The organism is Streptomyces sp. NPDC031121, from assembly GCF_055570615.1.
The window spans coordinates 390,389-403,429 of sequence record NZ_JBVIGV010000003.1 but is presented as its reverse complement, the minus strand read 5'-3'; the positions used below and the strand labels follow the sequence as shown (position 1 = coordinate 403,429).

Here is a 13,041-nt window from a genome sequence, read left to right as displayed (position 1 = left end):
AGGCCTCCCGCCCTCAGATGCGCAACCCGGTTCAGCCTGGCTGCCGCGCTGGATTGTCCGGGGACGACGATATCCCCCGCGGGGTCCCTAGGATGGCGGTCATGAGCATCGTGAAGATCAACGTCCTGACCGTGCCGGCCGAGCAGCGCGAGGTGCTGGAGCAGCGGTTCGCGTCGCGGGCCGGGGCCGTGGAGGGTTCCGACGGATTCGAGTGGTTCGAACTGCTGCGGCCGGTGGAGGGCACGGACCAGTACCTGGTGTACACGCGCTGGCGTTCGGAGGAGGACTTCCAGGCGTGGATGGAGGGGCCGATGAAGGCCGCGCACCAGGGCGGGGCGGGCGCGGGTGCGGGCGGCGGGGCGGGCGCGGGCGAGCGTCCGAAGCCGGCGGCTTCGGCGTCGACGGTGTGGTCGTTCGAGGTCGTGCAGCAGGCGGGTCCGAAGGCCGGGGCAGACGCCGACCGGTAGGCGCCGGCCCCGGCGGGCCGGACGTCACTGCCAGAAGGCGTCCTCCTCGTCGATGTCCTGGGTGCACTCGTCGATGTCGGTGATCTTTCCGCCGACGATCGTGAAGAAGAGGCCCTGCTGCAACTCCAGGCCGCGGTCGCCGCGGTCGCCGTAGAAGGTGTGGACGGCCATCGCGTGGCCGCGCCCGTCCACGAGCACCGAGTGCAGTTCGACCCGTGCGGTGCCGCCGGTCTCCTCGCCGAGCCGGCGGTACATGTCGAGGACGGCCTCGCGGCCCTTGTGGTGGCCGGACAGCGGGTTGCTGCCGGGCACGTGGTGGATGACGTCGGCGGTCATCAGGGCGCCCAGGGCCTGCAGGTCGCCCTTGCCGAAGGCTTCGTAGCCGCGGCGGACGAGGGCAGCGTCGGGGTGTTCGGACATGGCGTTCCCGCCCTCCCGTTGATGCGATAAACCCCTTTACCCATCATCGGCCCGTCCCTGTGGATATTCCACGCGTCGCCCGCGGCCCCTCCCCCCACACTGGCGCCATGACCGCACACGTCCCGCCCGCGCCCACCCCGACCCCCACCGGCCGACCCGCCCCGGCAGCTGCGACTCCCGCTCGCGGGTGGCGAATACGCGACGCACACGCCTGACGGGCCGACGACCACCCGGGCCGGCGCCACACCGACCCGCGGCCGGCGAACGGCGGCCGCGGGGCGGCGGTCACCGGGCGGCGGTCACCGGGCGGCGTGGTCGCGTCGGGGCTCGGCGTCGTAGGGCTCCTCGGCGTCCGATCCGCACAGCTCCGCGTTGATCTCCCGGACGAGCTCGGTCAGGTCGGTGGGCCGGTCCGGCCCCCACCAGTCGCCGAGCAGTTCGGCGAGGGACTCCTCGCGGGCGCGGGAGAGCCGGTCCGCGTGTTCCCGGCCGAGGGCGGTCGGGACCAGTTCCAGCCCGTCCCGTACGGCGAGCCTGCGCTCCTCCAGCTGGCGGGCCGCATCCGTGACGACCTTGATCGGGACGGCGGTGCGCTCCGCGAGGAGCGCGGGCCCCGTGGCCCCGTACCTGGCCATCCGCAGCAGCATCCAGCTCGCGGCGGGCAGCAGGTCGAGCCCGGCCCGCGCGGTGATCTTCCGGTAGACGTCGCGGCGGCCCTCGCGGGTCCCGAGGACGGTCAGGGCGCGGGCGACCTCCTCGTGGGAGGAGCGGTGGACGGGGTTGGAGGCGAGCGTCTCGGTGACGTCGGGCGCGGTCACCGAACCCCGGAGCACGTCCTCCCTGAGGAAGAGGGAGACGGCGAAGGCGAGGAGGACGACGGGCACGGCGTACAGGAACACGTCCGTGATGGAGGCGGCGTACGCGTCGAGGGCGCGCGGCTGGAGATCGGCGGGCAGGGTACCGATCGCCCGGGGGTCCGCTTCGACCTGCGCGGCCGTCCCCGGCGGCAGCGACTGGCCGGCGAAGGCGGTGGCGAGTTTGCCGTCGAGCCGGTTGACGAAGACCGTGCCGAAGACCGCCACGCCGAAGGAGGCGCCGATGGAGCGGAAGAAGGTGGCACCGGAGGTGGCGACGCCGAGATCGGCGTAGCTGACGGCGTTCTGCACGGCCAGGACCAGTACCTGCATGACCAGGCCGAGCCCGAGGCCGAAGACGAAGAAGTACAGGCTCATCTCCCACGCCCCGCTGGTGCGGTGCATCTGGTGCAGGAGGACCAGCCCGACCGCGGTGACCGCGGTTCCGGCGACGGGGAAGACCTTCCACCGGCCGGTGCGGGAGACGATCTGCCCGGAGCCGGTGGAGGCGATCAGCATGCCGAGCACCATCGGCAGCATGTGGACGCCGGACATGGTCGGGGAGACGCCCTGGACGACCTGGAGGAACGTGGGGAGGTAGACCATCGCGCCGAACATGGCGAAGCCGACGATGAAGCTGATCAACGAGCAGAGGGTGAAGGTGCGGACCCGGAAGAGGCCCAGCGGCAGCACGGGTTCGGCGGCACGCCGCTCGACGAGGACGAACGCGGCGAGGAGTACGGCACCGAGGACGTCCAGCCCGATGATCCGGGCGGAGCCCCAGCCCCAGGTGCCGCCGAGGGAGGCGATCAGGACGAGGCAGGTCGCGACGCAGGCGATGAGGAAGGTGCCGAGGTAGTCGATGCGGTGCGGTTCGCGGCGCACCGGGATGTGCAGGGCGGCCGCGATGACCGCGAGCGCGACGAGACCGACGGGGAGGTTGATGTAGAAGACCCAGCGCCAGGACAGCTGGTCGACGAACAAGCCCCCGAGGAGCGGGCCGAGGACGCTCGTCGCCCCGAACACGGCTCCGAAGAGGCCTTGGTAGCGTCCGCGTTCCCGCGGGGGGACGATGTCGCCGACGATCGCCATGGACAGCACGATCAGGCCGCCGCCGCCCAGGCCTTGGAGGGCGCGGAAGCCGATCAGCTGGGGCATGTCCTGGGCGAGCCCGCACAGCGCCGATCCGATCAGGAAGATGACGATGGCCGTCTGGAAGAGCTTCTTGCGCCCGTACTGGTCGCCGAGCTTCCCCCACAGGGGTGTCGCAGCGGTGGCGGCGAGCATGTAGGCGGTGACGACCCACGACAGGTGGTCCATTCCGCCGAGTTCGCTGACGATCGTCGGCAGGGCGGTCGACACGATCGTCTGGTCGAGTGCGGCGAGCAGCAGGCCCAGCATCAGTGCGCCGATGGGGACCAGCACGTCACGGGAGGCGCGTTCGGCTGCTGGGCCCTCGCCGCCGGGTCCGGAGCGGGGGTCGCGGGAGCCTGACGTCACTTCCTGGGACATCCGTTCCTCCTCAGGCCGATCAACATTTCCATCCTGAGCGGTGTGTCCGGTTATGGCCTCTCGGGAGGGTTGGGCGGGCTGCGGCGGGTCTGCATAATCGCAGGCAATGCCCAGGGAGGGAGTCCAGTGAGCGCTGAGCGCTGTCCAGATTGCGACGCTGCGGGCGTCGACTGCGGGTGTGCGCCGGGCACGAACGGGGGCGGTTTCGAGCCACTGCGGGTCCGCCCGTACGTGACACTGCCCCACCCCGGCGGCCCCGCGACACACGCCCCGCTGCCGCACCCTGCACAGCCGCCGGCGCACGGCGCCCCGGCCGCCCCGGGCCGACCGCACACGCCTCCGCCCGGGCCCGGCTCGGAGGCGGCGACCCCGTCGTACGGCATACCCGTATGGCCGGACAGCCCGCCGCAGGCGTACTGGCCCGCCGAAACGGCCCCGCTGCCACCGGCCCCACCGGTACCGATGGCATCGGCCCCGGTCCAGGACCTCGGCCTGCTCGCACCAGCACACACCGGGAGGGAAAGGGGAGGGGGCGGGGGCGGGGGCCCCAGGGGGAAGCGCACCGGCGGGGGCTCCCGACGCCGCCGGATTCCGACGGTCCTGGCGGGCGCCGGCACGGTGGTCGCCGTCGGCACGGTGGCGCTGGCGATGGGCATGCTGTCGCGTTCCGTCGAGAGCGACACGGTCCTCCTCGACGCCAAGCCCTCGGCGCCCGCCGCGAGCGTCCTCCCGACGAATCCGGCGGAGTCCGCCTCCCCGTCCGCCGCCGCTCCCACCAGGTCGGCGTCCCGCTCCGCCTCCCCGAGCGCGTCGAAGTCGACGTCTGCCTCACCGACCGCGTCCGCTCCGTCGACCGCCGTGGCGGCCCGGCCGACCTCGGCGAGCCCGAGCCGCTCGGCGAGCAGCTCCCCGTCCCCGTCGAAGGCACCCACCCTCCGCCAGGGCGATTCGGGCCCGGAGGTGGAGAAGATGCAGCGACTCCTGGCGGCCAACGGCGTGTACGGCGGCAGAATCAGCGGCCGGTTCGACAGCCGCACCAAGGAAGCCGTAGCGGAGTTCCAGTGGCGGAACCACATCTACGACGACGGGTACGGCGTCTACGGCCCCTCCACCCGCAAGGCCCTGGAACGCACCGCCTGACACCCGCCCGAGCCGCATCAGGCCGACCGCAGACGGCCCCGGCGGCTGGCGGGCGGGGCCGTACGGCGCCCCACCCCAGCGCCGCGGCCGGCGCACCACGCGGCAGCCCCGGCAGCGCGCCGCGGCGGCCGCTTGTGCGGGCGGGCGCCTGCCCGCGAACCGCCCGGGCCTGCCGGGCCGCCTCCACACGCGCCGCGGCAGCCCGGCGCCCGTGTCCGCTCACCGCCCGCCGGGAGCCGGGGACCCCGTCCGGAAGCCGCCCAGCCCGGCGCGCCGCACGGCTCCACTCCACCCGCCCAGCCTCTCTACCCGGCCCCTCCACGCCCCTCGCCGGGCTCGCCTCGCCCCCGGACGCCACCGACCGCACGCTCCACCCGCGCCGCCGGTCCGGCCGCCCCTCCACCGTGCTCGGCCCCTCCCCCCGACAGGCACTTCCGGCCGCGGCCCGCCACCCCGCCATCGCGACGCCTCCGCCCTGCACGATTTCCGCTTCGCCCCGCCTTGGTCCGACCTCTCGCCGCGAGGCAGGTTCACCCGCGCCAGTCCCTTGGCGCGTGCCGCCCCGAGCCGTGGTTTCGTCCGGTCCGGGGGGCGAGTGGCGACCTGGCCCCAGGTTTTGTATCGTGTAGGAACAAAGTGGTTCCGTCCGCATTCCCTGACCGGTGGACGGAACCGCTTGTTTCTTTTCTCCCGCCCCGTCTGGAGCCACGCCGATGCCGGCCAGCACCACCACCGCCCCCGTCGTCCTCACCGCCAAGGCCCTGCTCCTGGACATGGACGGCACCCTGGTCAACTCGGACGCGGTGGTCGAGCGCTGCTGGCGGGAGTGGGCGGTCTCGCACGGCCTGGATCCGGAGGAGGCCCTCAAGGTGGTCCACGGCCGCCAGGGCTACGCCACCATGGCGATCCTCCTGCCCGACCGCCCGATGGAGGCCAACCACGACGAGAACGCGGTGATGCTGGCCCGCGAGACGGCCGACACCGACGGCGTCGTCCCCATCGGCGGGGCTCCGGAGTTCATGCGGGCGATCGCCGGGCTGCCGCACGCCCTGGTCACCTCCGCCGACGCTGCCCTGGCCTCGGCCCGGATGGGAGCCGCCGAGCTGCCGCTGCCCGAGGTGCGGGTCACCGCCGAGTGCGTCGAGGCTAGCAAGCCGCATCCGGAGGGCTTCCTGAAGGGCGCGGCGGAGCTGGGGGTGGACCCCGCCGACTGCGTCGTCTTCGAGGACTCCGCCGCCGGCATAGCCGCGGGCAGGGCTGCCGGCATGCGCGTCATCGGCATCGGCCCGCGCGCCGCCGAGCACGGCCCCACGGTGCACGTCGCCGACCTGGCGTCCGTCGAGGTGGCCGCGGCGCCCGACGGCTCGATCCGCCTCACGCTCACCCCCGCCGCCTGACCTGGCGCACGGCGGCACCGCGCCGAGACGGCGCCGACCCCAGGAGGGCGGCGGCCACGGTCGTGGGGCTTCCGCCCGTGCCGTGCGCCGTGCCCGCAGCAGCCCGCGTACGCCGGGGCGGAAGCAGGAATCCCGGCGGTACCCGGCACCCCCGGCCCCCGCCCGCGGCGGCGTGCGCCCGCTCAGCCGACGACGGCCTCGTACAGGGAGAACCCGCCCAGGGCGGTCATCACGGCGGCCGCGATCTTCGTGATGAGGCGGAGGGGGACGTACTTCATGAGGGTCCGGCCGCCGAGGATGCCGATGCCGGCGACGGCCCACAGGGCCAGAACGGCACCGATGCCGACGGAGAGCGGGTTGTCGTAGCGGGCGGCGAGGTTGGCGGTCATGATCTGGGTGAGGTCGCCGAACTCGGCGACGAGGATCAGCATGAAGCCGGCACCGGAGACCTTCCAGAAGGACTGGTCGGCGGGTGGCTTGACGTCTTCCTCCCCGTCGTCCTTCTTCAGCAGCAGCATCGCCGCGCCGGCGAGGAAGAGGACGCCGACGACGGCCTGGACGAGCCGGTGCGGGAGCAGCGTGAGGACGCTGCCTGCGGCGATGGCGAGCGCGACGTGCACGGCGAAGGCAGCGGCGACTCCGGCGAAGACGTACGAGGCGCGGTAGCGGGTGCCGAGGACGAGGCCGGCGAGGGCGGTCTTGTCGGGCAGTTCGGCGAGGAAGACGACGCCGAAGGCGATGGCCGTGACGGCGATGCTGAAGTCGGTGCTGGACACGGGGTGGGGACCTCGATCGGTGGGCGGGCGGGCGCCGCCGTTCCGAGGGACCTGGAGTGCTCCGTCAGGGGTCGCTTCGGCTCGGCGGCGCCCTGACGGTGTTCGGTGCGCCCGTGGTGGTGCACGGGTGCGGTGAACGCGGACAGGGCACTGCGGCCGAAGGTCTCGCTGGCCGGCCGCGGTGTGCGGCCTGCCTCCGGGCGCCGGCTGGGTGACCCAGCAGTATGTCGACGGTCCGGCGAAGAGCTACTCCCCTTCTGCTCCGCCCAGGATACGCGACGGTGCGGTCGCGGGGCGGGGCGGGCGGCCGGGGGAGGCCGGGCCGGGGGGCGCCCCGAGGGGTTCGACCCGGGGGCGCCCCCGCGCCGGCAGTCCGCGCCTCCCCGCCGGCTTCGAGAGCGCGGCCTCCCGGCCGGCTTCCCGGAACCCCAACATCCGCTTAATCCCCGGAAGTTGCCCTCCCCCAAGCCTGACGTGCACATGTCGCAAGCCGGTAACCTTGCGCCCGCCGCCACGCAATCCGGCATCGCCACCCTGGCCGCGGGCCCCCTCTCGCGGGGCCCTCCGGCCGCCACACCCCCCACTCCAGGGAGTTCTCCCATGGCCCTTTCGGCCCGCATATCCGCCGTCTACGCGCGTCGTATTGGCGTGCTCGCGTCATCCGCCGCGCTCGCATCCCTCGTGTCCCTCGTCAGCGCCCCCGCCGCGCACGCCGCCCCGCCCACCCCCATCAGCGCGTCCTCCGCCCGCGCCTACCTTGCCACCGTCACGCCCCGCGCCGAAGGCTCCCTCACCGGCTACAGCCGCTCCCTGTTCCCCCACTGGAGCACCGTCTCGGGCACCTGCAACACCCGCGAGACGGTCCTCAAGCGGGACGGCTCCGGCGTCGTCACCGACTCCTCCTGCGCCTCCGTCCGCGGCTCCTGGTTCTCCGAGTACGACGGTGCCACCTGGACCGCCGCCTCCGACATCGACATCGACCACGTCGTCCCGCTGGCCGAGGCCTGGCGTTCCGGGGCGTCCTCCTGGACCACCTCCCAGCGCCAGCAGTTCGCGAACGACCTCACCCGCCCGCAGCTCATCGCGGTCACCGACCACGTCAACCAGGCCAAGGGCGACAAGGACCCCTCCGACTGGATGCCGTCCCGCACGTCCTACCGCTGCACCTACGCCCGCATGTGGGTCCACGTGAAGCAGTACTGGGGCCTGGACATGGACTCCGCGGAGAAGGCGGCCCTGGTCAACGAGCTGAGCGCCTGCTGACGACCCGGCCGGCCGCCCCGGGGCCCCGGACGTCCGCGGCCCCGGCCGGCCCGGAGGGCCTTTTCCCCCGCCAGGGGGAGGCCCGCCGGCCCCTCCCCGTCGTACCGTGATCGCAGGGTCTTCAGGAGGGGGAATTCGATGGCCGCGCTGCGCCTGGGTCCGCTGTTGCGCCACGTCGACTGGGAGACGGGCGGCTCGGCCACCCTGTGGGTCGAGGCCGACCGCCCGTGCTCTGCCGAGGTGCGCTGTGCCGACGGCGCGGGAGGCTCCGCGCGCACGTTCCAGGTAGCGGGGCACCACTACGCGCTCGTGCCGGTGTCCGGCCTGGCCCCGGGCACCACCACGGCGTACGAGGTCCTGCTCGACGGCATCCGCGTGTGGCCGGAGCCCGGCGGCCGCTTCCCGCCCAGCACGATCACGACACCCGCGGTCGCCGGCCCCGGCCGGCCCGCCCCGGACGTGCGCATCACGTTCGGCTCGTGCCGGCACGCGGCACCGTCGGCCGACCGGCACGGGGCGCACGGCCCGGACGCGCTGGACGCCCTCGCCGCGCGGCTCGCCGACCACCCGGAGGAGCCCCGGCCGGACGTCCTGCTGCTCCTCGGGGACCAGGTGTACGCCGACCAGCCGTCCGAGGCGACGCGCCGGTGGCTCGCGGCCCGCCGCGACCTGCGGGACCCGCCCGGCGCGCAGGTCGCGGACTACGAGGAGTACACGCGGCTGTACGACGAATCGTGGCGGGACCCGGAGATCCGCTGGCTGCTGTCCACCGTGCCCAGCCTCCACATGTTCGACGACCACGACGTCATCGACGACTGGAACACCAGCGCGGCCTGGCTCGCGGAGATGCGGGAGAAGCCGTGGTGGCGGGAGCGCATCCTCAGCGGGCTGATGTCGTACTGGGTGTACCAGCACCTCGGCAACCTCTCCCCGGCCGAGCTGGCCGCCGACCCCTTGTACGGGGCGGTGTGCTCCTCCCCGGACGGGACGGAGGCGCTGCGCGCCTTCGCCTCCGCGGCCGACTCCGGCCCGGCGGCCGTGCGCTGGAGCTACCGCCGCGACTTCGGCCGGACCCGGCTGCTGATGGTGGACACCCGGGCCGCCCGGGTCCTCGCGGAGGACCGGCGGGCCATGCTCGCTCCGGCCGAGGAGCAGTGGCTGCGGGAGAACGCCCTCGCCGGCCACGGCGGCTTCGACCACCTGTTGATCGGCTCGTCGCTGCCGTGGCTGGTACCGCCCCTGATCCACGACGCCGAGGTGTGGGACGCCGCCCTGTGCCGCGGGGAGCGGGGGCCGCGCTGGGCGCGGGTCGGCGAGCGGCTGCGGCGGCTGGCCGACCTGGAGCACTGGGCGGCGTTCCCCGGCTCGTTCGCCGCGCTGGGTGCTCTGATCGAGGAGGTGGGGACGGGCCCGCGGGCTCCGGCGACCGTGGCGGTCCTGTCAGGGGACGTCCACCACGCGTACGTGGCGGAGCCGCGCATACCCACCGGGGCGCGGGTGTTCCAGCTGACGTGCTCGCCGGTGCACAACTCGGTGCCGGGGGTCGTCAAGTGGGGCTTCCTGCTGGGCTGGTCGCGGCTGGGCCGCCGGCTGGGCCGGGTCCTGTCCCGGCACGGGCGGACGGGCCGGCCGCCGCTGGCCTGGCGGCGTACGGGCGGGCCGTGGTTCGGCAACCAGCTGATGACGCTGGCGCTTTCGGGCCGGGAGGCGCGGCTGCGCCTCGAACAGGCGCGCCGCCGACGGGGCGGCCGCGGCAGTCGGCGTGCGGCGCGGCTGGTCACCGTGCTGGACCGGCGGCTCGCGCCGGGTGGTTGAGGGCCGGGACCCGGGCGTCGGACGGGCGGGTGCCGGGCGTACGCTGTATGGCTGTCAAGCCGCCCCTGCCGCTCCCCCGCGACGTCGCGGCGCCATACGCCGTCGCACGTCAACCGGACTGGGGAGTCCCGCTTGTTTGAGACGCTGGGGTCGCTGACCACGAGCCCGTGGATCTACGCCGTGGTGGCCTTGTCCGTCGTGCTGGACGTGTTCCTTCCGGTGCTGCCGAGCGGCGTCCTGGTGATCACGGCGGCTGCGGCCGCGGCGGCCGCCGGCGCGGCCGGGCCGGTGCCCGTGCCGGAGCAGGTGCCGGACATCGCGGCGCTCCTGGTGATCGCCGCGACGTCCTCGGTGCTGGGTGACATGGCGGCGTTCCGGGTGGCGCGGCGCGGCGGCGGCCGGCTGGAGCGGGCCATCGCCCGCTCCCGCAGGCTGACGCTCGCCCAGGAGCGCCTCGGTATGGCGCTGGCCCGGGGCGGCGGCGCCCTCGTCGTGATCGCCCGGTTCGCGCCCGCCGGCCGCTCGGTGGTCTCCCTCGGCGCCGGCAAGGCCCACCGCAAGGCCACGGAGTTCCTGCCGTGGTCGGCCCTGGCCGGCATGGCCTGGGCGGGCTACAGCGTCGCCCTGGGCTACTTCGGCACGCAGTGGCTGGGCGCGGCCTGGCTCGGCACCGCCGTGTCGGTGCTCGCCCTGTTCGCCGCCGGGGCCCTGGCGGGCTTCGTCATCCGCCGCCCGGCGCCCGCGGGATCGCCGGCGGTGTAACGGCAGCGGCCGGCACGCACCCGTCCCCCGGACGGCGCACCGGCTCACCCATTCACCCGGGTCGGATCGCCGTACCCGGCGGGGCCTCCTAGCGTCGCAGAGAGGCGCACAGCCGAACCGCGTCACAACCGTGGCGGGGTCGCGCCGTTTCGAGGAGCCCCGAGGAGTTCTCTCCATGACCGTCAAGCTGCCGAACCGCCGCCTGCTGGGCCTCGCGGCCGCGACGCTCGCCGTGGCCGCCACGACCGCCACTCCCGTCACCGCAGCCCCGTACGCCACCTCCCCGACCGCGACGGTCTCCCCGACCAGTGCCGCCCCCGGCAGCCGGGTCAGCCTGACGCTCCGCGGCTGCGCGACCCGGGCGGCCAGGGCGACGTCCACCGCCTTCGGCGACGCCCGCCTCGCCCCGGCGACGGGCGACAGCACCGCCCTCTTCGGGGCCGCCACCGTCTACGGCAACGCCTCCACCGGCGCGCACTCGGTCACCTTCGACTGCGGCGACGGCTCCCGGATCACCGTGTCCCTCCAGGTCACCCCGGGCGCGGCCCGCGGCGGCACCGGCGGCAGCATCGGCGGCGCCAACCCCGCCCTGATCGCCGTCGGCGGCACCCTGGCCGCGAGCGCCCTCGGCGCGGGCGTCTGGGTCCTGCGCCGCCGCACCCGCACCACCTGACGGCCGGCGGGGCCGCTACGCGGCCGGCGCCGCGGCCCCCCGCACCTTCAGCCCGCCGAGCAGGTCCCGGGTCGCCTCGGCGACGGCGTCCACGGCGGCGTCGAAGACCTCCCGGTTGTGCGCGGCGGGCGCCCGGAAGCCGGACACCTTCCGCACGTACTGTAGGGCGGCGGCGCGGATCTCCTCCTCGGTCGCCGTCTCGGGGATGGCAGGCGGTCGCAGCGTCTTAATGGAACGGCACATACCCCCACTATCCGCTACCGCGGCAGTTCCGCTCCGGACAACTTCACGATCAGGGCGGCCTGGAGCCGCGCCCGCACCTCGGGGTCCGCGACCTCGTCGAGCAGCCCGACCGCCTGCTGCACGGCTGCAGCCGCCCGCCGGTCCTCCCGCAGCGAGGCGGTCTGCGCGGCCATGTGCCGCAGCGCGATGTCGGCCCGCCGGTGGAAGAGCTGCCCGATCAGCGTGACGACCACCCCGACGGAGCAGGTGACGACGCCGAGGTACAGATCCCCGGACGTCTCGGCCCGCCACACGGCGAGCGCCACCCCCAACAGCAGGATCGCGCCCCCCGCCCCGGCGAACCACTGGCTGGTCACGAAACTGCTCCGCGCCTGCGCCAGCCCGTAGGCGTAGTACTCCACCAGCACGGACGTGAAATCCCCGTCCCCCCGCCGCCCACGCGGCACGGCCCCCACATCCGCATACTTGCCATCCGGCTCCCCCTCCCGCTCCCCCATCCCGGCAAGCAGCCGCTCCCGCTCAACCCCCCGCCACCGCTCCAACCTCTCCCCGAACAACCCCACCACCCCCACACCGAACGAACGGATGCCCCGGCCGCTCACTCCTTGCAGCCGCGCTCCAGCACCAGGCCGACCGAGCCGCTCTCCAACCCGTTGCCATCCTCGAGGTGCAGGTGCGCCCCGTCGTGGACACCGTCGCCGGCGAGCACCAGAAGATGCCTGGCAAGCGTCCGCAGCCCGGCGGCATTCGCCTCGATGACGACCTCGCTCCCGAGCCCCCGAACCTCGATCCGCGCGTCGGCATCCCATGAAAAGACGAGCGCTGCACCCCCACTGCCGGCCACGGCAACGTGCGTGCTTTCAACCGGAACCGAACCGTTTCCCGAAGTCATGCCCCCATCATGACCGCCCCAACCAGCTGCCCACCCAGTCTCACGAGCGTGCGGGGCACGCGTAAAACCGCTGCCCTGCCCCCTCCAAAGCGCGAAGTTCACCGCCGACTGCCCTACCGCCCTCAGGCCGGCTCAAGTCGTCTCACCGCCGAGCGGCTCGGCCACGGAGCCACTCGAACCAGCTCACGAGGACCCACCACAGTCTCCACAGCCAACCTCTGCGCCGAGAAAGTCGCCCCTGTTCGTGACGCACAGCCTGAACGCGAAGCCTCGGCGCTCGGCCACGTCCATCCCCACCATGCAGATGACAGAACCCGCCCCACCCGGCCGCGTTTCGGCAGACTTGCCCTCGTCGGGTGATCCCACCGCAGCGCTGCATGGGCAGAGTGTGGCAGAAGCCCGGGAAACACACTCCCAGTTGCTCACGCAGGTGGCGTCTGCGCACTGATCCGCTGCTCGGGTCTACATGGTGGTGACCGCGCCGTCGCCGCCTCGCAGACGAGCAGATCGGGGATGTCCGGCCAGCCGAGCCCGACAAGGCATGCGGCACGCAAGTGGCACGGGGCTCTTCGGCGCCTCCCGGCCGGGGGACGGACAAGGCCCAGGCTCCCGGTTCAGTACCGGTGACCTGGGCCTCTGTCCATCTACCTACTGGTGGGCGCGGACGGTTTCGAACCGCCGACATCTGCTTTGTAAGAGCAGCGCTCTACCCCTGAGCTACGCACCCGTGGACGAGCCGACAGCCTACATGGCGGGCGCACCCCCCACGCAAACCCGTTCGCTGGGGGAGAATGGAGCGGGGCTTGGCGGCGGCGGTACGGGAGAGG

General features: G+C 73.9%; 13 protein-coding genes and 1 tRNA gene. 7 read left to right on the top strand and 7 right to left on the bottom strand.

The window, feature by feature from the left end:
- The first annotated feature begins 101 nt into the window (after positions 1-101).
- The gene (locus tag ACZ462_RS07440; protein WP_467804858.1) at positions 102-467 is read left to right on the top strand and encodes an antibiotic biosynthesis monooxygenase family protein; all 366 of its coding nucleotides are present in this window, start codon (positions 102-104) and stop codon (positions 465-467) included.
- A 24-nt stretch (positions 468-491) separates the two neighbouring features.
- Here the strand turns inward: ACZ462_RS07440 and ACZ462_RS07435 are convergent, their stop codons facing one another.
- Positions 492-887, bottom strand: coding sequence for a nuclear transport factor 2 family protein (locus ACZ462_RS07435; RefSeq protein ID WP_467804859.1), 396 nt, complete (start codon positions 885-887; stop codon positions 492-494).
- Between the two features lie 299 nt (positions 888-1,186).
- Positions 1,187-3,253, bottom strand: a complete 2,067-nt coding sequence (locus ACZ462_RS07430) for an MDR family MFS transporter (protein WP_467804860.1) — start codon at positions 3,251-3,253, stop codon at positions 1,187-1,189.
- A 618-nt stretch (positions 3,254-3,871) separates the two neighbouring features.
- On the opposite strand from ACZ462_RS07430, the gene ACZ462_RS07425 reads away from it, so the two are divergent.
- Both ACZ462_RS07425 and ACZ462_RS07420 read left to right on the top strand, forming a co-directional pair.
- Entirely contained in the window at positions 3,872-4,393 is a 522-nt protein-coding gene (locus tag ACZ462_RS07425) for a peptidoglycan-binding domain-containing protein (protein WP_467804862.1), read from the top strand.
- Positions 4,394-5,106: 713 nt separating this feature from the next.
- Complete coding sequence (locus tag ACZ462_RS07420; protein WP_467804863.1) at positions 5,107-5,790, top strand: HAD-IA family hydrolase; 684 nt, start codon at positions 5,107-5,109, stop codon at positions 5,788-5,790.
- Between the two features lie 182 nt (positions 5,791-5,972).
- Here ACZ462_RS07420 and ACZ462_RS07415 read toward each other — a convergent pair whose 3' ends face one another.
- A complete protein-coding gene (locus tag ACZ462_RS07415) occupies positions 5,973-6,566 on the bottom strand; it encodes a TMEM165/GDT1 family protein (RefSeq protein WP_467804865.1) in 594 nt (197 codons plus the stop codon).
- A gap of 618 nt (positions 6,567-7,184) precedes the next feature.
- Here ACZ462_RS07415 and ACZ462_RS07410 point away from each other — a divergent pair.
- The 4 genes from ACZ462_RS07410 to ACZ462_RS07395 all read left to right on the top strand — a co-directional run bounded on the left by ACZ462_RS07410 (position 7,185) and on the right by ACZ462_RS07395 (position 11,079).
- On the top strand, positions 7,185-7,829 hold the full coding sequence (locus ACZ462_RS07410; protein ID WP_467804996.1) for an HNH endonuclease family protein: 645 nt from the start codon (positions 7,185-7,187) through the stop codon (positions 7,827-7,829).
- Between the two features lie 138 nt (positions 7,830-7,967).
- Positions 7,968-9,644, top strand: a complete 1,677-nt coding sequence (locus ACZ462_RS07405; RefSeq protein WP_467804866.1) for an alkaline phosphatase D family protein — start codon at positions 7,968-7,970, stop codon at positions 9,642-9,644.
- A 132-nt stretch (positions 9,645-9,776) separates the two neighbouring features.
- The gene (locus tag ACZ462_RS07400) at positions 9,777-10,406 is read left to right on the top strand and encodes a DedA family protein (protein ID WP_467804867.1); all 630 of its coding nucleotides are present in this window, start codon (positions 9,777-9,779) and stop codon (positions 10,404-10,406) included.
- A 175-nt stretch (positions 10,407-10,581) separates the two neighbouring features.
- A complete protein-coding gene (locus ACZ462_RS07395; protein WP_467804869.1) occupies positions 10,582-11,079 on the top strand; it encodes a hypothetical protein in 498 nt (165 codons plus the stop codon).
- 15 nt (positions 11,080-11,094) lie between these two features.
- On the opposite strand, the gene ACZ462_RS07390 is transcribed toward ACZ462_RS07395, so the two are convergent.
- The 4 genes from ACZ462_RS07390 to ACZ462_RS07375 all read right to left on the bottom strand — a co-directional run bounded on the left by ACZ462_RS07390 (position 11,095) and on the right by ACZ462_RS07375 (position 12,941).
- Complete coding sequence (locus ACZ462_RS07390; protein ID WP_467804870.1) at positions 11,095-11,322, bottom strand: DUF2277 domain-containing protein; 228 nt, start codon at positions 11,320-11,322, stop codon at positions 11,095-11,097.
- A 14-nt stretch (positions 11,323-11,336) separates the two neighbouring features.
- Entirely contained in the window at positions 11,337-11,729 is a 393-nt protein-coding gene (locus tag ACZ462_RS07385) for a TRADD-N-associated membrane domain-containing protein (protein ID WP_467804872.1), read from the bottom strand.
- 191 nt (positions 11,730-11,920) lie between these two features.
- Positions 11,921-12,214 carry an Imm32 family immunity protein gene (locus ACZ462_RS07380; RefSeq protein WP_467804874.1) on the bottom strand — a complete coding sequence of 98 codons (294 nt, stop codon included), beginning with the start codon at positions 12,212-12,214 and terminating at the stop codon, positions 11,921-11,923.
- Between the two features lie 652 nt (positions 12,215-12,866).
- Positions 12,867-12,941 (bottom strand) — tRNA-Val (locus tag ACZ462_RS07375).
- Between the last annotated feature and the right edge of the window lie 100 nt (positions 12,942-13,041).